Annotated in this window: 25 protein-coding genes and 2 pseudogenes; 18 read left to right on the top strand and 9 right to left on the bottom strand. The window is 55.3% G+C overall.

What is annotated here, in order from left to right; all coding sequences use genetic code 11:
* The first annotated feature begins 331 nt into the window (after window positions 1-331).
* The gene (locus B9H04_RS13040; RefSeq protein ID WP_249025099.1) at window positions 332-508 is read left to right on the top strand and encodes a hypothetical protein; all 177 of its coding nucleotides are present in this window, start codon (window positions 332-334) and stop codon (window positions 506-508) included.
* Window positions 509-808: 300 nt separating this feature from the next.
* Window positions 809-1,795, top strand: a complete 987-nt coding sequence (locus B9H04_RS13035) for a GDP-mannose 4,6-dehydratase (protein ID WP_049933247.1) — start codon at window positions 809-811, stop codon at window positions 1,793-1,795.
* Between the two features lie 25 nt (window positions 1,796-1,820).
* On the opposite strand, the gene B9H04_RS13030 is transcribed toward B9H04_RS13035, so the two are convergent.
* Complete coding sequence (locus B9H04_RS13030; protein ID WP_248648697.1) at window positions 1,821-2,324, bottom strand: hypothetical protein; 504 nt, start codon at window positions 2,322-2,324, stop codon at window positions 1,821-1,823.
* A 122-nt stretch (window positions 2,325-2,446) separates the two neighbouring features.
* Between B9H04_RS13030 and B9H04_RS18165 the strand changes: the two genes are divergently transcribed.
* The gene (locus tag B9H04_RS18165) at window positions 2,447-2,641 is read left to right on the top strand and encodes a hypothetical protein (protein WP_139835087.1); all 195 of its coding nucleotides are present in this window, start codon (window positions 2,447-2,449) and stop codon (window positions 2,639-2,641) included.
* Between the two features lie 38 nt (window positions 2,642-2,679).
* On the top strand, window positions 2,680-4,062 hold the full coding sequence (locus B9H04_RS13025; protein WP_085682775.1) for an ATP-binding protein: 1,383 nt from the start codon (window positions 2,680-2,682) through the stop codon (window positions 4,060-4,062).
* Between the two features lie 53 nt (window positions 4,063-4,115).
* Here the strand turns inward: B9H04_RS13025 and B9H04_RS13020 are convergent, their stop codons facing one another.
* Window positions 4,116-4,544 (bottom strand): helix-turn-helix domain-containing protein, encoded by a 429-nt coding sequence (locus tag B9H04_RS13020; protein WP_049933249.1) that lies wholly within the window; start codon window positions 4,542-4,544, stop codon window positions 4,116-4,118.
* Between the two features lie 115 nt (window positions 4,545-4,659).
* Between B9H04_RS13020 and B9H04_RS13015 the strand changes: the two genes are divergently transcribed.
* Both B9H04_RS13015 and B9H04_RS19240 read left to right on the top strand, forming a co-directional pair.
* Entirely contained in the window at window positions 4,660-5,331 is a 672-nt protein-coding gene (locus tag B9H04_RS13015; RefSeq protein ID WP_049933250.1) for a hypothetical protein, read from the top strand.
* A 72-nt stretch (window positions 5,332-5,403) separates the two neighbouring features.
* A pseudogene (locus B9H04_RS19240) lies at window positions 5,404-5,592 on the top strand (nucleotidyltransferase family protein); the annotation flags it as partial.
* Window positions 5,593-5,633: 41 nt separating this feature from the next.
* On the opposite strand, the gene B9H04_RS13005 reads toward B9H04_RS19240, so the two are convergent.
* Entirely contained in the window at window positions 5,634-7,040 is a 1,407-nt protein-coding gene (locus B9H04_RS13005; protein WP_049933254.1) for an ATP-binding protein, read from the bottom strand.
* A 169-nt stretch (window positions 7,041-7,209) separates the two neighbouring features.
* Between B9H04_RS13005 and B9H04_RS13000 the strand changes: the two genes are divergently transcribed.
* From B9H04_RS13000 to B9H04_RS12980, 5 genes and pseudogenes are all read left to right on the top strand, one after another.
* Window positions 7,210-7,383, top strand: coding sequence for a 2-C-methyl-D-erythritol 4-phosphate cytidylyltransferase (locus B9H04_RS13000; RefSeq protein ID WP_137692601.1), 174 nt, complete (start codon window positions 7,210-7,212; stop codon window positions 7,381-7,383).
* Between the two features lie 45 nt (window positions 7,384-7,428).
* Window positions 7,429-7,998, top strand: coding sequence for a DUF7342 family protein (locus B9H04_RS12995; RefSeq protein ID WP_049933255.1), 570 nt, complete (start codon window positions 7,429-7,431; stop codon window positions 7,996-7,998).
* Window positions 7,995-8,441, top strand: coding sequence for a hypothetical protein (locus tag B9H04_RS12990; protein ID WP_080508697.1), 447 nt, complete (start codon window positions 7,995-7,997; stop codon window positions 8,439-8,441). The genes B9H04_RS12995 and B9H04_RS12990 overlap by 4 nt, the downstream gene beginning before the upstream one ends.
* A 43-nt stretch (window positions 8,442-8,484) precedes the next feature.
* Window positions 8,485-9,204 carry a sugar phosphate nucleotidyltransferase gene (locus B9H04_RS12985; RefSeq protein ID WP_049933257.1) on the top strand — a complete coding sequence of 240 codons (720 nt, stop codon included), beginning with the start codon at window positions 8,485-8,487 and terminating at the stop codon, window positions 9,202-9,204.
* A 112-nt stretch (window positions 9,205-9,316) separates the two neighbouring features.
* A pseudogene (locus B9H04_RS12980) lies at window positions 9,317-9,505 on the top strand (IS5/IS1182 family transposase); the annotation flags it as partial.
* A gap of 299 nt (window positions 9,506-9,804) precedes the next feature.
* Here the strand turns inward: B9H04_RS12980 and B9H04_RS12975 are convergent.
* Entirely contained in the window at window positions 9,805-10,443 is a 639-nt protein-coding gene (locus B9H04_RS12975; RefSeq protein ID WP_080508698.1) for an IS6 family transposase, read from the bottom strand.
* A 140-nt stretch (window positions 10,444-10,583) separates the two neighbouring features.
* Between B9H04_RS12975 and B9H04_RS18160 the strand changes: the two genes are divergently transcribed.
* A complete protein-coding gene (locus B9H04_RS18160) occupies window positions 10,584-11,726 on the top strand; it encodes an O-antigen ligase family protein (RefSeq protein WP_139835086.1) in 1,143 nt (380 codons plus the stop codon).
* A gap of 13 nt (window positions 11,727-11,739) precedes the next feature.
* Here B9H04_RS18160 and B9H04_RS12970 read toward each other — a convergent pair whose 3' ends face one another.
* The 3 genes from B9H04_RS12970 to B9H04_RS12960 form a co-directional block, all read right to left on the bottom strand.
* Window positions 11,740-13,287 carry an alkaline phosphatase family protein gene (locus tag B9H04_RS12970; RefSeq protein WP_080508699.1) on the bottom strand — a complete coding sequence of 516 codons (1,548 nt, stop codon included), beginning with the start codon at window positions 13,285-13,287 and terminating at the stop codon, window positions 11,740-11,742.
* 3 nt (window positions 13,288-13,290) lie between these two features.
* A complete protein-coding gene (locus B9H04_RS12965; RefSeq protein WP_049933260.1) occupies window positions 13,291-13,509 on the bottom strand; it encodes a hypothetical protein in 219 nt (72 codons plus the stop codon).
* 118 nt (window positions 13,510-13,627) lie between these two features.
* On the bottom strand, window positions 13,628-14,656 hold the full coding sequence (locus B9H04_RS12960; protein ID WP_162141835.1) for a glycosyltransferase family 4 protein: 1,029 nt from the start codon (window positions 14,654-14,656) through the stop codon (window positions 13,628-13,630).
* A gap of 226 nt (window positions 14,657-14,882) precedes the next feature.
* Here B9H04_RS12960 and B9H04_RS12955 point away from each other — a divergent pair, with 226 nt between their 5' ends.
* The 3 genes from B9H04_RS12955 to B9H04_RS12945 are packed head-to-tail and all read left to right on the top strand — an operon-like array spanning window position 14,883 to window position 18,006.
* Window positions 14,883-15,518, top strand: coding sequence for an IS6 family transposase (locus B9H04_RS12955; protein ID WP_085682774.1), 636 nt, complete (start codon window positions 14,883-14,885; stop codon window positions 15,516-15,518).
* 58 nt (window positions 15,519-15,576) lie between these two features.
* Complete coding sequence (locus B9H04_RS12950) at window positions 15,577-16,530, top strand: sulfotransferase domain-containing protein (protein ID WP_080508756.1); 954 nt, start codon at window positions 15,577-15,579, stop codon at window positions 16,528-16,530.
* Window positions 16,531-16,551: 21 nt separating this feature from the next.
* Entirely contained in the window at window positions 16,552-18,006 is a 1,455-nt protein-coding gene (locus B9H04_RS12945; protein ID WP_080508755.1) for a lipopolysaccharide biosynthesis protein, read from the top strand.
* Here B9H04_RS12945 and B9H04_RS18155 read toward each other — a convergent pair.
* Window positions 17,974-19,110, bottom strand: coding sequence for a glycosyltransferase family 4 protein (locus B9H04_RS18155; protein ID WP_155120079.1), 1,137 nt, complete (start codon window positions 19,108-19,110; stop codon window positions 17,974-17,976). The two genes, B9H04_RS12945 and B9H04_RS18155, sit on opposite strands and share 33 nt — an antisense overlap.
* Before the next feature lie 200 nt (window positions 19,111-19,310).
* Here B9H04_RS18155 and B9H04_RS12935 point away from each other — a divergent pair, with 200 nt between their 5' ends.
* Both B9H04_RS12935 and B9H04_RS12930 read left to right on the top strand, forming a co-directional pair.
* A complete protein-coding gene (locus B9H04_RS12935) occupies window positions 19,311-20,522 on the top strand; it encodes a glycosyltransferase (protein WP_085682773.1) in 1,212 nt (403 codons plus the stop codon).
* 643 nt (window positions 20,523-21,165) lie between these two features.
* Window positions 21,166-21,921 (top strand): class I SAM-dependent methyltransferase, encoded by a 756-nt coding sequence (locus B9H04_RS12930; protein WP_080508752.1) that lies wholly within the window; start codon window positions 21,166-21,168, stop codon window positions 21,919-21,921.
* A gap of 7 nt (window positions 21,922-21,928) precedes the next feature.
* On the opposite strand, the gene B9H04_RS12925 is transcribed toward B9H04_RS12930, so the two are convergent.
* Complete coding sequence (locus B9H04_RS12925; RefSeq protein WP_049933448.1) at window positions 21,929-23,038, bottom strand: glycosyltransferase family 4 protein; 1,110 nt, start codon at window positions 23,036-23,038, stop codon at window positions 21,929-21,931.
* A gap of 173 nt (window positions 23,039-23,211) precedes the next feature.
* On the opposite strand from B9H04_RS12925, the gene B9H04_RS12920 reads away from it, so the two are divergent.
* On the top strand, window positions 23,212-23,602 hold a 391-nt coding region (locus B9H04_RS12920), incomplete at its 3' end, for a transposase (RefSeq protein ID WP_455583610.1).

Below are 23,602 nucleotides of genomic sequence, written 5' to 3'. Positions count from 1 at the left end.
CGCGCAGTACAGGTATTGCTGGGCGGTTCGGTGGAGTGCGTCGCGTTGCTCGTCGGAAACGGCGAGTTTCACGACGGCGGTTCGACGCACGCCCATAGTTTCAGAGAGTACCCGACGGTACTTATATAGTCGGGAGTCAGTCGGTCGAGGTGTGGTGGTTGTGTCGTCCCATGTCGGTTTCCTCCCCGACCTACTCGCTCACTCCGTTCGCTCCTTGAGGTCGGGGGCTCCACCTCGAAAATGCTGATCTCCGAGCGGTGACCGTTCGGGACGCCCTCGATCCCCGTGCGACGGACTCGATATCGCGGCGCACGCTCGTGAAAACGGGTACGTGGTGTTGACCGCAGATGACGACTTCTTCGAACAATCCGACCAGTGCGGATGTCTCTACTTCGACCAGGTCGACCAACCGCCCGTTGGCGACGTGCTGACTGCTATCCGCCGGATCGACGACGCGTACGCCGATCGAACGGCGATAGTCGAGGTCGTACCAGATGGGTGGATCTGAGCGGCGGACACGACCTCACTGTGACCGGTGTCGTGGGCGGCCCCGGCTGCGCGCCCGCCTCCGTCAGGGGCCGTCGACTCTCACAGCTCGCCCACCCTGTTGTCGGCCTACGGAAGCACGGAATTCTCGATGACGCGTGTGAGATCCGATACGGACGGCCGAACGACGACGGCAACCATGCTGACGCTTGGAAGTGGGTGGAAGTGATCCCGTGAGTCAATAGACGACGTGATCTCCAACCCATTCCCTCTTCGCGATGGGATCAGGACACATTTCACGCAGGGAAGCGACCACCTCGATATGCGTATTCTCGTCACCGGCGGGGCCGGCTTCATCGGCGGCCACCTCGCGGAGGCGTTCCTCCGCGACGGCCACGACGTGACTGTCCTCGACAACCTCGAACCGTTCTACGACGTGCGGCTCAAAGAGCACACCCTCGACATCCACCGCGAGGTCGCGAGCGAGCACGACGGGTCGTACACGTTCCGCGAAGGAGACGTGCGCGACGCGGAGACGGTCCGGGAGGTCGTCGCCGACGCCGATACCGTCGTCCACCAGGCGGCCCAGGCGGGCGTCCGGACGAGCGTCGCAGAGCCGCGGAAGGTGACCGACATCAACGTGGGCGGGACGGTGACGCTGTTGGAGGCCGCGAAAGAGGCCGCCGTCGAGCGCGTGATCCTCGCGAGTTCGTCGTCGGTGTACGGGAAGCCGAAGTCGCTCCCCTACACGGAGGACCACCCGACCGAACCGGTGAGCCCGTATGGCGTGACGAAGCTCACACAGGAGCATATGGCGCGAGTGTACACGGAGCTCCACGGGCTGCCGACGGTGTGTCTGCGTTACTTCACCGTGTACGGCCCGCGGATGCGGCCGAACATGGCCATCTCGAATTTCGTCTCGCGGTGCGTGAACGGAGAGCCGCCGGTGATCTACGGTGACGGCCAGCAGACGCGAGATTTCACCTACGTGGCCGACGTGGTGGACGCGAACCGGACGCTGTTGGAGTCGGACGCTGCCGACGGCGACGTGGTGAACATCGGGAGTTCGGACAACATCTCGATTCAGGAGTTGGCCGAGACGGTGCGGGATCAGTTAGCGCCTGAGTTGGAGATCGAGTACGAGTCAGCGCGTGAGGCCGACGCCGAACACACGCACGCGTCCGTTAAGAAAGCTGGTGAGGTGATCGGCTACGAGCCCTCGCGGACGATCGCGGAGGGGGTTGGGGAGTTCATCGAGTGGTATCAGGCGAACCGCGAGTGGTACGAACCGTTAGTGCGGGAGTCGTAGTTGAATTCCGCTTTCGTCCGGGCCGTTAAAACTCGACGCAGACGGGCGCCTCGGGCCTGTATTCGTCGGGGGAACCGCCGCCTCGTTCGCCGAGAAAGACGATAGCGTCGAGTTCCCCGCGTGTGAACCGTGCTTCGTACGACCAGTGAAATCCGTCTTCGATGTCGTCGCTCCGACCGTGGAACTCGAAACTGCCGTGCATATTGTGATCGAGCCAGAACTCCTCGTCGACGGTCCGAGAGTCCGGCGCTCCAAGACCGATTCCACGTTGGATGCGGTCATCCGGGTCGGCGTCATCACAAAATGAGACGTACTCGTCCCATGATTCAAAGCCGTGATCGGCGGCCACCGCCTGCTTTTCCGCAGGCGTTTTCTCACGGAACTCCCGCTCGCGTCGCAGGAGTCGTCCGTCTGCGGTCAGCTTGTACGCTTGTATGGCTGGCCGACCGATCTCTTTCGTCTGCCACCCGATATCGGACGGACTGGCGTCGGCGGGAAACTTCGGCAACCTGACGCCGTCTGCGACCAACGCAACCTGACGCCGTCTGCGACCAACACGTCGTCGTACAGGCCCATGCTAGGGTGTTATTGAACGCCGACAGACAAAACACTCTCCCAACTCGATACGGCTGTCTCGACGGTCCGCCGGTGATGGACAGGGACGACCAGCAGACACGTGACGTCACGTATGTAGCCAATATGGCGGATACGAACCGGACGCTGCTAACGTCGGACGCGGCCAACAGCAACGTGGTGAACGTCAGGAGTTCGAACAACGCCGGCGCTGAAACTGTGGGCGGCCTTCTTGTACTGAAACCCGGAGAACGATCGCCACAACGGACCTGAACAACTATTATGAACACGATAATATTATCGCACGCATAATGATAAACAGAGAAACTGAACTCGAATGGCTCACGTCGCATCTCTCACGAGCCGAGCGACAGCTCCTCGTCGTATACGGGCGACGGCGGGTAGGGAAGACGACGCTGGTGACGACGGCGCTCGACGCACTCGAAGACACGTCAGTCTACTATCTCTGTGACGAGCGGGGCGCAACGCACAACGCTCGGCGATTCGCGGCACAGTGCGCTGCTGCGTTGGACGATATCACTCCGGATGTCGACGGGTTCGTCGAGGCGTTTCAGTATCTCACGGCGCGCGTCGACGGGCCGTGCGTGGTAGCGTTAGACGAGTTCTCGTATCTCGTCGACGAGGACGACACGATCCCGTCGGTGTTTCAGACCGTTGTCGACGACGTACTCGCAGGAACGGACGTCTCGCTCGTGTTGTTAGGGTCATCGATTTCGATGATGGAGGAGGGCGTGTTAAGCTACGAGAGCCCACTATACGGGCGCCGAACCGGACAGTGGGAGCTCGCTCCGCTCTCGTTCGCGGACGTTCGCGCGTTCTTCCCGGACGACGATCTGGAGACGCAGATCCAGCTGTATAGTGTGCTTGGAGGCGTTCCCGCGTATCTCGAACAGTTCGATCCAGGACTGAGCCTCCTCGAGAACGTCGAGCAATCCATCCTCTCGAAAGGTGAGTTCCTGTACGAGGAGCCGGAGTTTCTGTTACGCCAAGAGCTCCGTGAGCCCGCGACGTATATGGCGATCCTCGAAGCCATCGCCGGTGGCGCGACACGCGTTACCGAGATCGCCAACGAGATCGGCCGCGACGCGAGCAGCCTCTCCCGGTATCTCCAGAATCTCACGCAGTTGGCGATCCTCGAGCGGGAGCATCCAGTCACAGACCCCGATGGCCGGGGACTGTATCGGTTGACGGACGATTTTCTCCGGTTCTGGTTTCGGTACGTGGCACCTAATCGGGGAACGCTTGAACAGGGGCGGACGGCACCGGTTCGATCGGCGATCGCCGAGACGCTCCCAACGCACACGAGTCGGACTTTCGAAACGGTGTGCCAGCAGGCGGTCCGGACGCCGGGGTTTCCCGTCGCTTGTTCACGCGTCGGCCGCTGGTGGTACGGCGGCGAGGAGATCGACATTGCTGGAGTCAATCGAGAGACTGAGACCTTGCTTCTCGGGGAGTGTAAGTGGACCACGGAACCAGTGGGTCCCGGGGTATTTGACAAACTCACGGCGCTCGAATCGGAGGTCCGGTGGCAAGGAACCGACCGAGAGGTGCGGTACGCGCTCTTTTCGCGGGGCGGCTTCACGGACGAGTTACAGGCCGTGGTCGACGATCGTTCCGACGCGTCGTTGTATGGGATCTCAGAACTCGCGACGCTGTTCGAATCCCAGCGGTGAGCGGACAGTACTCTGCGATCCGAGTTTCCTCAGAGAGACGATTCCAGAAGGAGTCACTCGGGCCGCGGCATCGCTTCGAGTTCAGCGATCTCACCGGTCTTCTCCACGCGAGCGTACTGCCGCTGCCAGGCGTCCGCGGGGAACAGGTCATTCCGATCGAACAGCGCTCGCGCCTGCGGGGTGAGCTGGTAGAACTTGTACGGGTACCCGCGCACCCGATTCCCCGGCTCAACGACCAGTTCCGCGACGACGCCGACGTCTCGTAACACCCCGAGATGGCGACGGATCGCGTCCTCACCGAGCGCGGGGTTCATGTACTCGAGTTCTCTGACGCTCGGGGCCCCCTGTGGGTGACCGACGATGTCGGCGATCAGATTCGCGCGGGTCTGGTCCGTCGCCTTCTGGAGCGCCGTCCACGTCTCGAACCCGTCAGGCTCCCCACCGGGGTCTGCCGAGTTCCCCTCCGCGAGTCGCGGGTTCATACACGCGACTACGGACGGGGGGCGCATAAACACTTGGTTGTTGAGTACAATCGGTTAATCAGGTAGTTTTACAACCAGTACTACTATACAACAGTGAAATAGATCGTGATATGGAATGCCAGCCGGTGACGCCGACGATGGCGACGACAATCGCGACGACACCAACAGCCGGAGGCGTACGGCCGACGCGCCCCCCTGTGGGGGGGAGGACGCGGACACCAGTCTGATCGGTGATGTCGCGGCTGACGACCTTCACGACGACGCGACGCTGTCGCTCACGCCCGAGCAACACCAGCGGCTCAAGGACGGACTTCACGGGGCCCGGTTCGACGACGTTCGGCGTGCGAGCCGCCGGTATCTCGTGGTCGGGAGCGGGTCAGGCGAGTCCGGAGCGCGTCGCCGGCGCGCGTGTACGCAATTGGACGACCGGCGCGACGCCGTCGCGTTCCGGTTGGAGGAGTTCGGGTTCGACGCCGAGGACCTCGACCTATGGGCCCCGGCCTTCGAAGTGTTGTCGGCACAGGCGACGTGGGTCGTCGGCGTGATCGAGGACTTCGACGGCGGGCACGTCTGGGAGCTCGGGTACCTGTACCGTCAGCAGACGAGCGTGCGAGACGTGTTGTGGCTGCTGAAGCGCGTGTACGACGACCTAGAGACGCAGCGCGCGCAGTACGAGAACGGGATGGCCGCCTCGCATCTGGCCGCCCTCGAGGCGGCGGTGGGTGACCGGGTCGTGGAGTGGGCGACGCCCGACGAACTCGAGAGCGCGGTCGAGCGAGTTCCGTGAAGGAGTGTCGTCGCGTACGCTGGGACCGGGAGTGACCGTCGGATTCAGGGATTTCGTGGCCGATTTCCGCGTATGGACGCGGTCATCCCCGCCGCCGGACGAGGCAGTCGACTCGGCGAGTTGACGGCGGACCGACCGAAAAGGCTCGTCGACGTGGCGAGGCGACCGCTGCTCGCGCACGTCTTCGAGACGGCGGTCGAGGCCGGGGCCGACGAGCTGGTCGTGATCGTCGGCTACGAGGCGGGCCAGATCGTCGAGCGGTTCGGCGACGCCTTCGCGGAGGTTCGTATCGCGAGTGACGTCTATTCGGACAGTGCCTCAACGACGTCATCAACAGTAAACAAACCGAGGTCGTCCCGCTCTTTGGCCGCTTCCTCCAGTGACGACGCGAACCCGCTTCGGCTAAACAGTACGTACTCGTAGTTCACGTCGCCGTCGGTCGGCGCCCACGCAATCTCGGGTGCCTCCTGTTCGAGCTGTGCGAGAACATCGTACCCCATCGGTTGCTGCTGGAACTTTGCTTCCCCGACCAGTAACGTATCGCCGTTCGTCGGGGCCACGATATCGATCTCGCGTCCGTCGGTGTCCCACCACTGGCCCGGAGATTCCGTGAACGTGTACACATCCCCGTACTCGTAGAGGACTGCCCGCTGACAGAGACGTTCGAACGACGAACTGACGAAGTCCGGGAGGTGTGGTTCGACGAGTTCGTCGTACGCATCCGCCCCGAACACTTCGTACCGGGACGAACGACCGTGGACGAACCGGAACCAGAACGCGAACAGTTGGTCCCGGATCCGATATCGGCTGTTCCGACTCCGGGAGGGGTCAACGGTGACTGGGTACTCCTGCTCGATTATCTGGAGCTCTCGCAGGCGGGAGAGGTAGTAACTCGCGCTGTTAGCGTTGATGCCGGCAGCCTGAATGATCTCGTTTCGCTTGTGATTCCCCTCCGCCATCGCTTTCAGAACGGCGAAATACCGATCCACCTCGTCCAGTTCCCGGTACAGGACATCCTCGGGCTCCTCGTGGAGGCCGCCATCACGGAGCAGCATGGTGTCCGTAATGTTTCCCTGGAGTGACTGCGTGTCGTCTACAGCCCGGAGGTATTCCGGCGTTCCTCCGAAGACACCGTACGCGATCACTTGCTCAGCCGGCGCGTAGTTCGGGAAAAAGGTCATCGCGGCGTCGAACGGTAACGGGCCGATCTCGAGTTTCCCGTTCGGTCGTTTCGAGATCCGGCCATACAGTGGTGAGCTCCCGTCGATCGCGATCTCGTGTATCATCCCGATCGCCGAGCCAGTCAACACGAAGGTCGTTCCCGTATCGGCGACGTTGTGATCCCAGAGCCGCTGAATGAGAGAGGGGAGCGCTTCGTTTTCGTCGACGAGATACGGGAACTCGTCGAGGATCACGATCGCATCCTGTTCGGCAAGATGCGTGAGAACGTTCTCCCAGTCTTTCCGAATCCGGTTGATCCCAGGAAACACCGTCGCAGCATCAGCGATGAAGGCGTCGAGTTGCTGCTCCGTCGTCCCGTGTGCTGCTTGATGGTACACCGCGTCATCGCGATCCTCGATGGATTTGACGACGAGTGCCGTCTTCCCCATTCGCCGACGTCCATAGACGACGCTCAACTCCGCGGAATCACTTTCGTACAGCTCGTGAAGCCTGTCGAGTTCCCGTTCTCGGTTGACGAACGTGGGCATGTGCTCACCGTCGGCTCCCCGGTAGATAAAGCGCGCGGTCAACGTAGTTTGGACTATCGTAGCTTAGACTATCGTAGTCTAGACTACTGTAGTCGGGACTACTATATCTGAAAGTATACGATTAGGGTCCGCCAACGGATTGAGATTGCTGGTGTGTGCTAGTGTCGGTATGGACCCCGTGATACCCGCCGCTGGCCGGGGGAGTCGGCTCGGCGAACTCACCAACGGCCGACCGAAAGGACTCGTCGATGTGGCGGGGTGGCCCCTCCTCGCGCACGCCTTCGAGACGGCGGTCGCCGGGGGCGACGAGTGGTCGTCGTTTCCCGCATTCAAATCGGGATAATCCGTCTAAGAAAGTTTTATAACGTGTTGAGCCGCATCGTGGGATATGGAGGATCCGGGTTCGGATATTCAAGCCGACACCGACGAACGGGCGCCGAACTTCGACGCGCTGACCCCGCCGGAGGAGGTCGTTCGTGGTGATCGAACACGGGACGACTTTTTCGATGCCGTGCTCGGACTCGCCGACCCGGCGACAGCAGGTGACGTTGCCGAGCGTGCGGGACACGGGGTCGACGCCGCACGTGAATACCTGGACTGGTTCGAACGAATGGGCATCGTCACGAAGGTCACGGATTCGCCAGCCACCTACGAACGGAATCAAGAGTACCTGAACTGGCGACGCGTCCAAACGCTTCGACGCCAATACACAACTGAGGAGTTGCTCGACCTGCTCCAGTCGGAATCAGAGCGGGCGGATGCACTCGCAGCTGAATTTGCCGCCGAGTCCCCGGCGAGCGTCTCGATCACACGGTATGCCGCAGCAAGCGACCAGTCTATCGAGGCGGTCTGGGAGCAACTCTCGGCGTGGGAAACCGCGCTGCGTCGTGTGTCTCTCCTCGAACGAGCACTCACTCCCACGTCCGGCGAGGCTACAGATCGCGAATCCGCAGTATGACTGCCGACCCCGATGACGAGACGGGGGATTCAATTTCTGGCGGGCCGGTCGATTTCGACCGGCTGGCGGTCATCCGCGAGCGTCTCACGACGGACGATCGGTTCAGCGAGGTCGGTGACCAGCCTAGCTTCGCGCCCGAACGACTGGTCTGTCAGTACGATCGGCAACTCTACCCTGACCGCGTTCGAAGCGCTCGTCTGGAGATCGTCTGGTTCGAAACCGGGGATTTCTCGCTCCATTATCACGAAACACACAACACGGGGGCGTTCGATCACCGATGGGATAGACATCCGTCTGGGCACAACACTCGTGATCACATCCATCCGGGGCCGGACGCACCGACACCGGGTGACGATACGACACACCCGAATGACTGGCGTGACGTCCTCTCGACGGCACTTTCGGAGATCGAAGCCCGCCAGCGCGGCTTCTGGACCCGGTAGTCCCGTCGATGGGGTTAGGTGACCGGCGTGTGGGGTCTCGCGTATGGACGCAGTCATCCCCGCTGCCGGGCGCGGCAGTCGGCTCGGCAAGCTCACCGACGACCAGCCGAAAGGCCTCGTCGATGTCGCGGGGCGACCGCTGCTCGCACACGTGTTCGAGACGGCAGTCGAGGCTGGGGCCGACGAGTTGGTCGTGATCGTCGGCTACGAGGCGGCCCAGATCGTCGACCGGTTCGGTGACACCTTCGAGGGGGTTCCGATCACCTACGTCCACCAGCGCGAACGACTGGGGCTCGGGCACGCCGTGCTACAGGCCGAGCCGCACGTCGACGGGACGTTCCTGCTCGTGAACGGCGACAATATCTTCGCGGGGAGCGTCGCGCCCGCGGTTACGGCTGTTGAGGAGGCGGACGCCGCGCTCGCGGTCGAGGAGGTCTCGCCTACAGTCGCGGCGACGACCGGTGTGATCGAGACGGACGAAACGGGACGGGTGACTGGGATCGTCGAGAAGGTGGCCGAGCCGTCGTCGACGCTCGTAACGACCGGGTGTTACGTGCTTCCTGAGGAAGTGTTTCACGCGTGTGAGCTGGTCCAGCCGTCGGCCGAGGGCGAGTACCAACTGGGCGAGGCCGTGGGGTTGTTGGTGCGAGCGGGCTACGAGGTGGCGACGGGTCGGGTGGGTGAGCCCGTGAACGTGAACACGCCGGACGACATCGAGCGGGCGAGCGGGTTGGTGCGTGAGGAGAGCGAGACGGATTCCTGACACCCCACCATGTCGAGTGTTAGAGAGGGGTGGCGCTCGCGTTCAAGCAGGAAGTCCCGACGCGTATCCGCGGGAATAGTCGCCGTATCGACGTATTGCAGAATCTTCCGAGTACGACCACGCACACAACGCGGGAATCAACGATAATCCCTACAATCAGCGCTCTATGACTGAAACTGTGAACTCGGCTGTGAAGCGCTCGCTCGGCTTCTCCGTGCGAGCGCGGTCGTGGTTTCGTGAGTTCCGCGAGATTGCGCTGATGTGTGATGTCTATAACGTCAAGCGCTTCGTCAGACAGTGAATCTCTACGCCTTACAGCGATTCAACATAACCCTTGATAGCCACCGAAGCCAAAGATTCAGCACCTACAGGAGAAAACTGTGGATCTTCCGGAGTAATCGACTGATACTTGTTTGGATAGGTTACGACGCTGCTCATCAAGTCAAAATATTGACTCCCGGTCAAGTGTCGAATTCACTAGCTTCATTCTTCTGTACCAGTAAATCCGGCTTATGAGATCTCTATTTATCGGAGCAATTCTTCAAATAGTAAATTTCCATAGATATAAACTACCTCAGTAGCCCTGTCGATACGGTCGTGTTAACTTAAGCATCGGTTCCAGCAGACGGCGAAGGCTCGGAGCCATGATTCTGCCGCCGTCGGCTCCGCATTTCTGAACGTATTTAAAAACGAAGAGGTTCTGCGTTTTACTTCTCTAAAGACACGTTCGACAGCATTCCGATTTCCATGACGAGTGATTTGAAATCGGAGCGAGGTTCGTGAGAGCGCAGCTGTGAGATGTCCGCCAGCATCAACGAGAAAGAGCGCGTTGTCAACATGGTGTTTCTCTCTGAGATCGCGGAGAAACACCAGGGTGAATTGTTGATTTTGGACGGGAAATACGTCAACGTGAAAGAATTCATTTGTACGAGGATCGACGGCAGCGTACAGCCAGAATCGGTCTGAGTCGATCTGAATCGCAGTCTCGTCGACCGCAACGCGATTCGGGCTTGCCCCGTCCGCTGGCTGTAGATCGGCCTTTTGAATCCAGTTGTGGATCGCTGTCCGGCTTCGCTCGACACCCAACTTTTCAAGATACTGTTTGGTATTCGAAAGTGATAGACCAGCAAGGTGGAGTTGAATACCGACTTCAATGAGCTCGTGGGGTGTCCGCTCTCGCTCCACAAACTCCAAGTCGATCCAATCAGTACAGCCGGTGAGGCGGTCGCTTTTGGGCATAGAGCACTCGAAACGTTGACCGCCTCATTCTTAACTTAACATCGCCTGTCGATACACCTACAGGGAACATATAGATCCTAACCCAGACATAGCGACAAATCACAATATTCTTATTATGAGTGGCAGTCCTTCAAATAAAGATGTACTCCCGACAGTGGTTCTTTTGCTTCATTACTGTCGCTACCCTATGGCTTACACCGATAGTCAGCGTGGTGTACTCGGGCTTGGGGATCAGTCTATACAATTTGGCAACACCAGTCCTGTTTAGTATCGCTGTGCTAACTTATCCGTGGGAATTTACCAAGCGGACACAATTGTATTTCGTTGGCCTATGTTCGGTCATATTCATTATCGGAGCTACAAGTATATGGAATCCATCACTACAGACAGTTGTTAGTCATATTCTCGCTCTACTCGGTACAGTCTCGGCAGCTGTATTGATCACCCGCTCAACGGACTATCTACATGCGCTTACTCTCGTTGGGAGTCCAGTTATTTTGCTAGATTTATTAGCGGCCACCGGCCTTATTCTCCCTTCAAACACCGCGTCACCAGTACTACCAATCGCTTATGGTGGTATTGGTGTCCCAACCTCCTTTGGATTACATGGTATTATCGTCGGGTCTGCGGTAGTCAGCGCATTTGCGCTGTTACTCACTAATGACATTACTATCACCCCAGAACACCGGGCAGTATATATCCTTATCATTACTACAGGACTGTTGGCGATCGGGCTTTCACAATCTCGAAGTAGTATGCTTGCCGTTGTATCCGGGATAGGTATAGTCACGATCCCAATTATTCGGCGCAATCGGTGGCTATGGCTCCCGAGCATCTTCTCTACTATATTGGGAACTGTGGGTGGCTTTTGGCTAATTGAAAGTCGGCCGCAGACGATTTCTTCCCGGGGCGATCAGATTGATATTGCGGCTAATCTCGTTTCGACTCATCCGTTTATTGGGATCGGTTGGAATCGGTTTTACCCGTTTTACAACGACCATGTCCTCCATTTCACGCCGCTCAATTACGGCGTCGGTAGTGGTTTAGTCAGCCTATCGTTGTTCATAGCCGTGGTTACAATCCCGCTTATCATCGTCGGACGGCGAATAGTATTTGTTGGTCCGTTAACTGCCGGACTCTTCGGGGTCTTTTGTGTGGCTCTCGTCGAAATCCTATTTTTCAAATCGACACCGAGTGTACAACTGTTTGCTGCCGGTGTTATCGTTCTCTCGCTTGGCGTCGGACGACCACTCACCTCTCGCTCGGTAGAGAGCGATCGTTGAGACAAGTGCCCGTTCAGATCATACCAAGTTGTTTGAGTGCGAGTACTCGGTCCTGAACGTGCCTTTTTTCGGCTTTCTGTACGTTAGATGATACCGGCTCCCGACCTGTTGCTTCCATTTCGGTGATAACAGTGCCGTCAATAGACTCCGGAACTGAGTGGCCTAATAGATGGAGTATCGAGGGCGCGACATCAGCTATTCCGTCAGTCTCACGGCGCTCCACATTAGCGATATCGGGACCCTCAGCAATGAGGATACCCGCTTGTTCGTGTACGCCAGAATTCGGCATTGGACCAGTCTTACGCTCAAAAACCGTCGTACCTAGGTTCCCTGAGCAATAGAATCCCTCATTTGTCTCTAGAACGAGGTCAGGGGCCTGCTCGATGTATGGGCCGTGGTAGAGTTCATCGCGCCGATAGACATGTTTAAACACCTGCTTGCCGGTCTGGGGATCATCCAGATCGAGGAACATCTCCGTCAGTTCGTCACAAAGCCCATCATAAGCTGCTTGACTCACCTGGCCGAACTTCTCACGTCCCTCCAGATTCAGGTATACGTTCGGCATCACACCAAAACTGTATGCCTTCGATCCTGACCAGTCGATAGCATCGCTGATTCTATCTTTTTTTGGCATTCGGCTCTTAGCCGCTGATTGAGCGGAATCAGGAAGTACGGCGGTTATGATTTCAGGGCTGATGTACTTTGTTAGATGGTCATATGCTTCAGCCAATATTGCCCCAGAGGTCTGTAACTCATACTCAAGATAGTCCCACTCGTCGAGTAAGGCGTTGATATTCACTTCGGTGTGACATGGCTTGAATCCGTGGTCACTCGCGATGAGTACGTTGACAGGCTCGTCGAAACACGCAAGGATATTTTCTAATGCCTCGTCGAATCGTTTGTACGCGTCACGTATCGCTGTACGATACTGTGAATCAGTATGTGCTGGATGGGTCTCATCCATATATGCCCAGAAGTGATGTTGAATGTGGTCAATCGCGTTGAACATTAAAAAATACAGCGGGACATCATACTCGTCAATAAGATACGTAAAAAACTCTTCCCGGGCTGCGATACGTTTCATTACCCCGTCCAGAATTTGCTCGTTGTCGTCGCGCCAGTTTATCCGATAGTCGTAGTAGTCGGGGATAGCGTCTTTGAGCGCTGGTGGTTGCGTGATCTGGTCCTGATTTATTCTCGCAAGGCTACCTTGGATAAAGAACCCGTCGGTACTGTGGTACGGGATAAGTGGAACCGAGGCGAGTCCAATCGGCTCATCAATATACTCCCAGAAGAAATCGAACCCCTTCTTTCGGGCATCGTTGATATAAAAATCCAGTTCGTCAGGTAACCGACCCATGAAGTCGAACATGCCGTACTTCGCAGGGTTTTGGCCCGTGGCGAAAGATGGCCACGCGACGGATGTCGTCGGTGGTTGCGTGCTGTTGAGCACCGAGTGATACCCGCCATCGATGAGGCGACTGAGTGTGGGAAGTTCGTCCCGGTGTTCGTCGATGACGCGATATGTTGCCCCATCAAGCCCAATTATTGCTGTTTTCATCGTCTATTCTAGATAACCGAGCGATTTGAGGTTCTCACGGGCCCGGCTCTCGTCCGTACTCGACTGGCGTGCTGCTGCTGTGTCTTCGATTTCTGGATGGTCCTTCGCGACTTCTTGGAGCACGAATGTAATATACGCCTCGACAGAGTCGAACTCAGACTTGGTGACTCGTTCCTCGAGACGGTCACTCACGTCGTCAGGAATTTCGATTGACCGTGCCATATGCGAAGTTGGCGTCGCTTGAGGTAATAAACCCGTCGGGTGGGCCTGCCGTCACATTATCCGACGAGTTTGCTGGTGTCCAGAACGGTACTATTTCCAGCCCGTCTCAAGACTGTTACTACTCGGGCTTAGAACCGATACTGTCAAAGAGATCTTGATAGAGCCGGCGATTCTGTGGGTCTCGTACCGTTTCGGGACATGGGTCGGTGTGATAACACCGGTTAAGTAGCATTTCTCCCAGTTCCTGATAGTCGGCACCGATATTCGAAACATACACCGGCACCTCACCGCCGGAATCAGTTGCGACAACCGGCACACTGTAATGGAGTGCCTCCAGAACGACGTTCGGTAACCCCTCAGAGTTAGAGGGGTGAAGCAGGACATCGGCCGATTGGAAGTATGTGCTGAGTCGGTCGTGTGGCACCCAACCTTTGAAGTGGATCCGGTCGTACCTCTGAAGGTTCTGTTTGACGTACTCCTCGTACTCCCCCGAATTCCCGACGATGACAGCGTGTGTGTTGGTGCTTCGCTCCATGACGTACTGTAGCGTTTGAGCAAGTCGTTTGGGCCCTTTGGAGCGCTTGAAGTAGCCAACAAACAGGACTAGTTGGTCTCTGTCAGGAATATCGAACTCTGTTCGGACCACATTCGACATCGCCGATTCATCAGCTCGGTTGTCTTCGCGCTCAATATGAAGCGGTTGGGGAATTGCCCAGAGCTTCGAGGGATCGACCCCTCGGGTCTGGAGTTTCTCCTCCATCACCGGCCCGAGTACGATGACATTATCAGCGAGTCGGATCGCAAGCACTCCCAAGATATTATTCTTTATAAAGCATACAACCGTTGAAGCGGTTCCCGTCTGATGCTTCCAGAGGTTGGTGAAATCACTCGTCACTCGAACCACCGATATTGAACTTGTTAGTTTCGAAACAATAGCACAGAGTAGTCCGTTCACCGGTAGATTCCCGAACGATGCGACTACACCTGGACGTTCGCGGCGGACGTGTGTGTATAGGAGATAGAATGTCAGGGGCACAAGTAGGAGTCGTCGCAGCCACTTATTCTGATAGCCTCGCTTGACGCCTCGCTTGATGCTGAAGGCGTCGGCAATCCGATCGCTCGTCTGTTCCGGGCCAAGTAGTGTCACGTCAAACTCGGGCGTAAGTTTCGAACATATACCGTAGTTTACCCGCTCGGAGTTATAATCGGAAATATCTGGAATTGTCAGAACAGCAACGGAATTATTTGTTATAGGCATCTTAAGGGCGTTGACATCATAGTTGTCCGATGGGATTGATATATCTATTGGTCGTGTCTTCGGCAGTGTTCAGATAAGGATTGAAAGGTGAGGCGGTGCGTTTTCAAAGTGATTCATGCCCGAAAACGACCGCCTCAACGGCTGTTTAGACGAGATCGACTTAGAGTTTGTGGAGCGAGAAGCAACACCGCGGCTGTTGATGAAGCTCAGTATTCAGCTTCATTTGTCTGGATTATCGCTTTCGAATACTGTTTCATTTCTTGAGATATTCGGTGTTGATCGGGTTCGTTCCACCGTTCATAACTGGGTTCACAAGGCCGATCTACAGCCGGAATCTAGTCGGAGCCCGAATCACGTCGCGGTCGATGAGACTGTGATTCGACTTGACGATGAACAATATTGGCTGTACGCTGCTGTCGATCCCGAATCAAACGATCTGCTCCATACACAGCTTGAACCAACGACAAATAACGCTCTGGCAGATCGGTTTTTCGCTGATCTCCGTGACAAACACGACATAGATGACGCAACAGTTCTCGTAGATGGATCAGCTTCACTTCAGCGAGCCTGTCGGAAACACGACCTCGATTTCAGATACGAACGACATGGAAATCGGAACAGCGTCGAACGTGTCTTTCGTGAAATAAAACGCCGAACTACCAGTTTCTCAAACTGTTTTAGCAACGCCGAAGCAGAAACTACTGACGAGTGGCTCAGATCGTTCGCTTTCGCATGGAATCAGCTTATCTGAACACTACAGTGTCTTCCGAAACGGAACATATTACATCATCGCAAGTACAGACCGATGTATGAGGCCTCTCTCTGTTCAGTACCTTCGAAATATTCGAAACCCGCTACAGTTCGTTGATTGGGCACGCTACCAGTTCTCCCGCGGCAAGGACGTGTATTTGTCCACACTTACTAGCAGTGGGACGCACTGGCTTCGGTTCCTCATCGCGAAGGTGATTGTCGACGCACACGACCTTGGCTATGCGTTTACCGATATCCGACCAGAAAGTCTCGTGCCGATATTTCGGGACAAAACTGTTCGATTCGACTTCAACGACTATACGGAGTTTTCACGTTTCCAGCACAGATATAAACCATACTCGGTTCTACTTCGTGGCGGCCGGGTTATCGTTCCTGTTCGCGATCTCAGGGATACCATGGTTTCGAGTTACGATACGTACTCTGAACACAAGGACAGTTCCATTACTTTCTCGGAGTTTCTGCGGGCCGATGGCGTCGATGAAAAATGGCATCGGACCCTCGAATGGCGTATCGACTTGCCGAATCAGTGGCATCGAAATTGGGACAACGTCGATGATCACCTCAGTGTCAAGTATGAGGCGTTGAAAGGCGATACACAGGGTGTCACGCATGATGTACTTGAGTTCATTAGACTTGACAACGTATCCGACGCGCTGGTTACCCAAGTCACTGAGTTCTGTGATATCGACCAGGTGAGGCGAACCCAGATATTCTCGGTAATTCCAACGAGCGGGTCAAACCGGCAGGCGAGGGCGCCAAAATCAATCAGGGAACGACCCATAGGTACCGGGACTATTTCCATGGGTCTGACAGACGCTATTTCAAGCGGCTTGTCGATGAGCGTCTTGAAGACGACTCCGGTTACGACTATGGAAGCTTCTGAGCGACAGCGTAACGCGGGCGTACGGGGTCTACCCATAGCATCCTGCCTCGGCATCTGCTCTTCCACAGCTGTTTGCTCTCTGCCGCGTGATCCCAGCCGGTCCGATTAACCACCCCACTACATTACTTAGATGTCACTTAAATCTCGTTTCAGCTGGAACAGCCTAGTAAGCTTCTTCAGTCTTGCCGGCATTCAAATAGTAAAATTTCTTACTAGTATTGTCTTTGTGAATGTCGCGGGATCGTTCGCCGTAGGCATTTATTTCGTCTTTATGTCGGTATATCGACTACTGAATCGGGCGACGACAGTCGGCTTAGGCCAAGCTATTGTGAAACGAGTCTCAGAGCAGGGCTCAGGAACAGAAGCCACTACCGCCGATACCGTGGCGACTGCATTTGTACTCCGGGCAGTCCCTCTCTTACTTATCAGTACAGCGCTGGCTATCTTCAATAGCCGTGTGGACAGTTATATCGGCCTCAACTCGGCGTGGGTGTTCGTCATCATCGGGCTCTGGGGGACGGCGCTATACTCAACATTTCGCTCAACATTGTATGCTCAGCGGAGGATAGACATAGCGAGTGGATTCGATCTGTTCAAAGACGTTGGAACAGCAGTAATACAAGTCGCTCTCATCGTCTTCGGCTACGCTCAGTGGGGTCTCGTCGTTGGGTTCATCACAGCATTACTCGTCTCGGCTATCTCTATTTTCACGTTCACGCGAGTTCCGATTCATACTGCATCTTTGAACTATGAACGAGCGAAGTCGCTATTCGCTTTCGCGAAGTTCTCGTATCTAGATAATCTCGTCGGTGGTGAGCACCGCTGGCTCGACATTGTCATTCTCGGCTTTTTCGTATCGTCTGACCGAATCGGTGTATATGGGATTGTATATGCGCTAGCACAGTTTGGTCTTATAACCTCTACTGTTCTAGGTCGTAATATCCTCCCCGAGGTGAGCAACCTCGAATCAACTGACGACACAGAAACTAGTGAACAGCTTCTTTACAGAGTACTTTCATATTCGACTCTATTCACATTCCCAATACTTGCTGGCTCGTTTGTCATCGCCGATCGATTGCTACTAGATATCTATGATCTTGATACGGGAGCGATGTCACTATGTGTCCTCACTGCCGGGGCAGTCGCATACAGTGCATATAATCAACTCCACCAGCTTATTTACGGGCTTGACAAACCAAAGTATGCGTTCCTGTTAAGCACCCTCTCAACAGTCATAAACGCGGTCGTGGCTGTTCTGCTAATCCCATTTATTGGTATCCTTGGGGCGGCGGTTTCGACATCACTCTCGATGCTCGCGGCACTTATTGGCGGGCTATACGTCATCACCGTACACAGCAACATTAGCGTTCGATTCCCACTTCGCCCCTGGGGATTCCAAGCTACCAGTGCTGGGATAATGGGGGGTGTCGTCTTTGCGATCCAGTCACAGGTCATGTACCAGACACGCTTTTACTCAGCGGGACTGGTCCTCATTGGCGGAATGATATATCTGTCACTAGTGATTTCGACCGACTCGTTCCTCCGAGCACAGCTACGACAGGTCCTCGCCCGCATCACCACCTAGCCAGCCCTCGTAGAACGCAATCACCGCCTCAGCATTCTCACGCCACGCGTTTTGTGGCTGGGCGCGTTCGAACCGATCCGTCGCAGATACACCTCTCTCAACCGCGTCGTCGAGAGCGCTACTGAGCGCCACAACATCGTTATCGGCAACAACGGTTCCCGTGTCCGACTGTATCATCGACGAGACACGTCCAACATCCGGTGCGATACAGTAGGTGCCGCATGCCAGTGCTTCTTTTAGAGCAATCGGATGGTTCTCGTGTTCAGACGCCATCGCAAATACATCAACGAAATTGAAAATCTTCGCGACTACTTCCTGATCGCAATGGCCGAGAAATGATACCTCGCCCGGCGCAACTTGATCGGCGTGTTCCTCTAATGTAGACCTCCGTGATCCGTCACCCACGACGAGCAATCGGATCTCGCTGTCGGCAGCGACCACAGCATCTATTAGTCGATTCACACGCTTCACCGGCTCAAGTCGTCCAACGAACGCGACCAGTAGTTCCTCGTCGGCACGCCACTTATCAAGAACACCCGCCTCAATATCCATCGGCTTGAAGTTAGCTTCGTCAACGGCGGGATTGATCGATAGACTTGGACGAGACAGAATACGATCATTCGAATATTCCGATTCACAACCGCCCCAGAAAATGAGTCCATCTGCTTGCTCAAGATACTGGAAATACCGCTGGTTAGTCTTTCCTCTGACCGAATAGAATACGGGAGCATCTGTTATTGATTTGAGTTTGATCAATAGGGGGCGGCCGGTTGCTAACACGAAGTCAGCGTCAGCTAGTTTGTCTTTGAGTTGGCTGGCGACACGGTGTCGAAACCACTCCTCATTTAGATGTCGTAGTATCTTCCCAGCCGGTTCAAAGAGACTGTAACTCCACCCATACAGATATGGTATTTTTACCGAATGGCAGTCGGCGTCGATATCAATCTCACTCTGTATGAGGCTTCGCTGTGTAATATACTGTACATCATGACCAAGTTCAGACAGTTCTCGGCCAAGATTGAGATCATTTATTTCTGCCCCTCCGCGGACGTGTCCTAGATGGCTTGATACGAAGACGATAGTGTAAGGTTCTGATACTGTCACGATGTTATAGTGTTCTTGTACCACACTGAATTTAGTTCTCTTGTTTTACGGTGTTCAACAAGAAAGCAGTGAGACACTACCGGTCTAAGACTCAAGTAAGATGTCTTCGTCAATACTGCGACTCCATACTTTACGTGCAAATATATCACTATTGATTTAGTATCCGTAATGCTTTAGTCCACGACCACCACCTTCCGGGTATGCGGTTACTCTATCTCGTCGATTTGTCCCTCTCTAATTTTTATCCCCTATTGACTGAAGTGTTCGGCAAGCGACTACAGGAGCGTGGACATGAGGTTATCTGGGTGACTCGACCAGAGGGTGATGAGGGCTATCACGAAACAACGATACACGGGCAGCAAGCATACGTATTGCCACACAGTGAATACAGTGAAGTACGATCGTTTGTCAAATACCTCACACACCGCACACACACCAGCCGTATTTTCGATATTTTCGAGAAACATCAGCCAATAGACTGTGTGCAGGTTCGAAATGATCTATCGATGGCGCTGGCAGCGAGCGCACTACAACAGCGTACTGGCTGTCATTTCGTTCACCGGATCACCCACCTGAAAGCGGAGACAATGTGGTACATGGCACGGTACGGTCAGAGTACACACCCCGCTAGAGATTACCTGAAAGCGTGGTCAGGGCGGCGACTCCGAGACTACTTGGCGAACAGAGCTGATCTAGTATTGCCGCTATCGGAGGCGATGGAAACAGAACTGTCGACGAATATCACTACAACGCCCATGGAACCGCTCCCAACGGGTGTAGATACGGAGTTAGACAGGAGCGACACCGACCCGCAGCTGTTCCGGGATCGTTTTGATATTGGCGACCGGGAAATTATCCTGTATATCGGGTCGATGTCACCGTCACGAAACTTGGAATTTCTTCTTGAGGTCATCCAGCAACTGGATATGGACGGACGGGTGCTAGTAATGGTCGGTGGTAGAGATTCAGAACACCGGAACCGCCTCCGTTCAATAAGTCGTAAAATGGGCATCGCCGATAGCGTCCTGTTTACCGGGTGGTTAGAAGATAGAAAGATGGTGTACAACGCGAACGCTGCCGCAGCTGTCGGAGTGAACCCACTACCAACAAACAATATCTTGCGGACAAGTGCTCCGATCAAAGTACTCGAATATCTGCTGTTCGAAACGCCCGTAGTCGTGAGCGATGCCCCTGACCAGCGAAGAGTTGTCGAAGACTCCAACGGGGGGTTCGTCGTCCCGTACTCTGTCGGTACATTCGCCGAGGCGCTATCCAAGTTTTTCGACCTTACACCGAGTGAACGGTCAACGATGGGGGCGAGTGGCCGCGCGTACGTCAAGTGCGAGCGTGGGTTTGATACGCTTACCGAACAGCTATTGCGTATCTACTCCGAGTATGGGCTATTAGAGTAGTCGCTATCGGTGAACACCTCGCTAGAGTGGTTTTCGAGGGCACAGAGACGGTGTCGAGATAAGGTCGAAAGATGAGACAGTCAAAAGATCAAGTGATCATGCTCTCGTTCAGTCGCTTCAGCAGCGATAACAGTTATATCGAGTTGGATTTTCTGGAGCGGGAGGCGACAGCCGAGTCAGCGATGAGGCCCGGTTTCCGGTTCCACTTAGTAGCACAATCACTTTCGGATACCGTTTTAATTCTTGGATGGATAGGTGTTGATCGTTATCAAACTATCGTCTATTGTGGTACAGAAGCCAATATAGATCCGATAGAAGGTATCAATCCGAATCACGTCGCAATCGATGAAAACGATCCGGCACTCCACAGCGCAATTACCTCAATATTTCTCCCCCGAACTATGCGAGAAACATCAGTTTAACAACAATTTTGTTAGATATGATCCTGGAAATAACATTTATAACTGATCTCTTGATTTGGTTCCCGAGTTCATCTCAATTATCATTTTCCTCTGTCAAATCAGTCAAAGAACATCAGATTTCGAGGAAACAGAGACAACATATTGATAATTAGATATTGTTAGCGGATTCAACGAAACACAATTATAGAAATAGCTATAAGCTGTGATTAATAGTTACACGTATGCAATACGCCAAATCGTTCTCATTTCCTTATCGTGATTGGATCCGCTCATATCTCCCTTCTCCAACCCTAAATATTGCTGCTGAATCTATACACCGTCATATCGAACATAATGTGGGCCCAGATGGAACCGTTCTTATCGTCGGATGTGGTGACGGCGGTGAAGGCCTATCAGGATTTTCCGAGGAGTTCTTAGAAAACAGTGTTATCGGCACAGATATTCGTGAAACGAACTTTGCTGAATTACTTAGCGATATCCATCGGTTGCCTGTTCGTGACGGATCAATTGACGCTGTCGTCTGTCAAGCAGTCTTAGAACATATTGAAGACGTGAATATCGCAATTGACGAACTCACTCGAGTACTCAAACCGTCCGGCCTGCTATATATTGACGTACCCTTTCTTCAAGGGTATCACGCGCTCCCGACAGATTACAGGCGGTTCACTAGTAATGGTCTCGAAAACACAGTGACGAAAGAACGGAGCCTACAGACGATTGATTCGGGTGCCTCAAAGGGTCCGACGAGCGTTCTTCTCTGGGTCACTTGCGAGTACCTCGCATACCTCGTAAGCTTCGGTAATCATAAGCTACGAAAGACGCTCAGCGTCGGCTTCAGAATTCTCACCTTCTGGGTGAAATACTTCGATAAACTCCTTCTGAAGACACACGGATTTGATACCAGATCTATGACTATTCCATCGGCAGTGTACTGGTACGGTCGGAAGAAAGGTGATGAGTCCGTATCAGCCGAATAGTATCGTTCTACTGCTTGATACGCACTAACTCCTCTGTTGTCTTTTCGACTGTTTTTCTCCACTGGAAATCACTCGTATTAGAAGCCGGATTTGCTCCGCCTATCCTTCGATCTCGTAGCTGACTCTCAATTTCTCGAGAGAAGCTCTCTGCGGTTGTGGAATAAACCGTTTCGATCTCGGTATTAAGCACACTACTCACTTGATTCAGATCGCTCATCACGACTGCCAACCCGCTCGCCATCGCCTCCAGCACCGTCCGCGGCACGCCCTCGGCTCGACTCGGCAACACGAGCACATCCCCGCTGCGGTACACCTTCGGCATCTCGTCGTACGGAACGTGCCCGAGGAACGTCACCGACTCGCTGATCCCCAACTCGGCCACTTGCGCCTCCAACTCCTCCCGTAACGCACCGTCGCCACAAAGGTACAACTCCGCGTCGGGGTACTCCTCGAGCACCTCCGCGAACGCCTCGACGGCCAGCCACGGCCGCTTTCCCTCCGCGAAGCGCCCGACGAACAGCACCACCGGCCCCTCCGCATCGATCAGATCGCTCTCCGGGCCCTCCGGCGTGAACCGCTCCGTGTCGATGCCGTTCGCGACGACCTCGATCCGCGAACTCACGCCTAGGTCCCGCACGCGCTCCTTGTCCACGTCGGTGTAACAGAATACCACGTCGGCCTGATTGAACGTCCACCGACCGACCGTCTTCAGGTAGATCGAGAACAGTCGCTCCGGCGCGTTCTGACTGTACAGCCCGTGGTTCGTGATCGCGAGCGGAATATCTCCGAGCCGGCGCTTCAGTGCCGCGAGATTCGTCACGAAGTAGCAGTGCGAGTGCGCGTGCATCACGTCGAAGTCGTCCGCGTCGACGCCCCACAGGTATCGCGCGACCGCCGGCGAGACGTCGTTGCCGAGGAGCGTCACGCCGGGCGAGACGCGGACGATGGTGTACCCGTCGGTCTCCTCGATCCGCGGGAGCGACTCGTCCTCCCGCGTCGTGAGCACCGTCACGTCGTGGCCCATCGCCGCCTGGTCCCTGCTCATCGCGTGGACGTGGTAGTCCCCGCCGCCCTTCGTGTCGGGGTAGATCCACGGCGCGACACGGAGAATTCGCATTACTGGCTCGTACCCGACGGCCGAGTACAAACGTACCGGTTCGGATTAGTCACACATCCTGTTTAACCAACAGCCGCTCTCAGATCGGACCTCTGTTGGTTAATATAATCCGCTCTTATGTAGAAACGCGGAAAGCCCGTATAATTACACTCAGACAGTTCTAATCTGGCGATATGTCTTCCACTGAGTCAGCGTTCGGCGGGATGTTTCGGCAGCTAATCGAGCTCGGAGTTATCGAGATCAACACCGAGCCGCTCGATGCCCGCATCGAGCGGCGGCTCAAGCAGTTCTGGGAGAATACATCCTGTCCTCGCTGTGGTCACCAGAGCATCATGACGTGGGAAAAACACGACCGAGTTCGGTGCCGTAATTGCGAATTTAAGCCAGTTTACACCCATGGAACGCCATTTCACGAGAAGCACCTCTCCTGTGGTGAGGTGCTTCTCGCTTTCACTCTCTACGCAGATACGCTGCTGAGTATCAACCAAATTGCGCCGCTGCTCGGTCGCGCTTACAAAACCGTTCACACGGCGATTCGGGAGGCGGAAGCCGCGGTTCAGCGCG

The organism is Halorubrum ezzemoulense DSM 17463, from assembly GCF_002114285.1.
Classification (GTDB): Archaea; Halobacteriota; Halobacteria; order Halobacteriales; family Haloferacaceae; genus Halorubrum; species Halorubrum ezzemoulense.
This window is presented reverse-complemented; position numbering and strand designations above follow the sequence as displayed.

Excerpts from the sequence above, each read along its gene's own strand:
- B9H04_RS12995 (WP_049933255.1), top strand. The coding sequence starts at position 7,429 with ATGGAGGATCCGGGTTCGGATATTCAAGCCGACACCGACGAACGGGCG.
- B9H04_RS13035 (WP_049933247.1), top strand. The coding sequence starts at position 809 with ATGCGTATTCTCGTCACCGGCGGGGCCGGCTTCATCGGCGGCCACCTC.
- B9H04_RS13015 (WP_049933250.1), top strand. The coding sequence starts at position 4,660 with ATGCCAGCCGGTGACGCCGACGATGGCGACGACAATCGCGACGACACC.
- B9H04_RS12990 (WP_080508697.1), top strand. The coding sequence starts at position 7,995 with ATGACTGCCGACCCCGATGACGAGACGGGGGATTCAATTTCTGGCGGG.
- B9H04_RS18160 (WP_139835086.1), top strand. The coding sequence starts at position 10,584 with ATGTACTCCCGACAGTGGTTCTTTTGCTTCATTACTGTCGCTACCCTA.
- B9H04_RS13025 (WP_085682775.1), top strand. The coding sequence starts at position 2,680 with ATGATAAACAGAGAAACTGAACTCGAATGGCTCACGTCGCATCTCTCA.
- B9H04_RS12925 (WP_049933448.1), bottom strand. The coding sequence starts at position 23,038 with ATGCGAATTCTCCGTGTCGCGCCGTGGATCTACCCCGACACGAAGGGC.
- B9H04_RS13005 (WP_049933254.1), bottom strand. The coding sequence starts at position 7,040 with ATGCCCACGTTCGTCAACCGAGAACGGGAACTCGACAGGCTTCACGAG.
- B9H04_RS12945 (WP_080508755.1), top strand. The coding sequence starts at position 16,552 with ATGTCACTTAAATCTCGTTTCAGCTGGAACAGCCTAGTAAGCTTCTTC.
- B9H04_RS12935 (WP_085682773.1), top strand. The coding sequence starts at position 19,311 with ATGCGGTTACTCTATCTCGTCGATTTGTCCCTCTCTAATTTTTATCCC.
- B9H04_RS12975 (WP_080508698.1), bottom strand. The coding sequence starts at position 10,443 with ATGCCCAAAAGCGACCGCCTCACCGGCTGTACTGATTGGATCGACTTG.
- B9H04_RS12970 (WP_080508699.1), bottom strand. The coding sequence starts at position 13,287 with ATGAAAACAGCAATAATTGGGCTTGATGGGGCAACATATCGCGTCATC.
- B9H04_RS12950 (WP_080508756.1), top strand. The coding sequence starts at position 15,577 with ATGAGGCCTCTCTCTGTTCAGTACCTTCGAAATATTCGAAACCCGCTA.
- B9H04_RS12985 (WP_049933257.1), top strand. The coding sequence starts at position 8,485 with ATGGACGCAGTCATCCCCGCTGCCGGGCGCGGCAGTCGGCTCGGCAAG.
- B9H04_RS13020 (WP_049933249.1), bottom strand. The coding sequence starts at position 4,544 with ATGAACCCGCGACTCGCGGAGGGGAACTCGGCAGACCCCGGTGGGGAG.
- B9H04_RS18165 (WP_139835087.1), top strand. The coding sequence starts at position 2,447 with ATGGACAGGGACGACCAGCAGACACGTGACGTCACGTATGTAGCCAAT.
- B9H04_RS12930 (WP_080508752.1), top strand. The coding sequence starts at position 21,166 with ATGCAATACGCCAAATCGTTCTCATTTCCTTATCGTGATTGGATCCGC.
- B9H04_RS13000 (WP_137692601.1), top strand. The coding sequence starts at position 7,210 with ATGGACCCCGTGATACCCGCCGCTGGCCGGGGGAGTCGGCTCGGCGAA.
- B9H04_RS12965 (WP_049933260.1), bottom strand. The coding sequence starts at position 13,509 with ATGGCACGGTCAATCGAAATTCCTGACGACGTGAGTGACCGTCTCGAG.
- B9H04_RS12955 (WP_085682774.1), top strand. The coding sequence starts at position 14,883 with ATGCCCGAAAACGACCGCCTCAACGGCTGTTTAGACGAGATCGACTTA.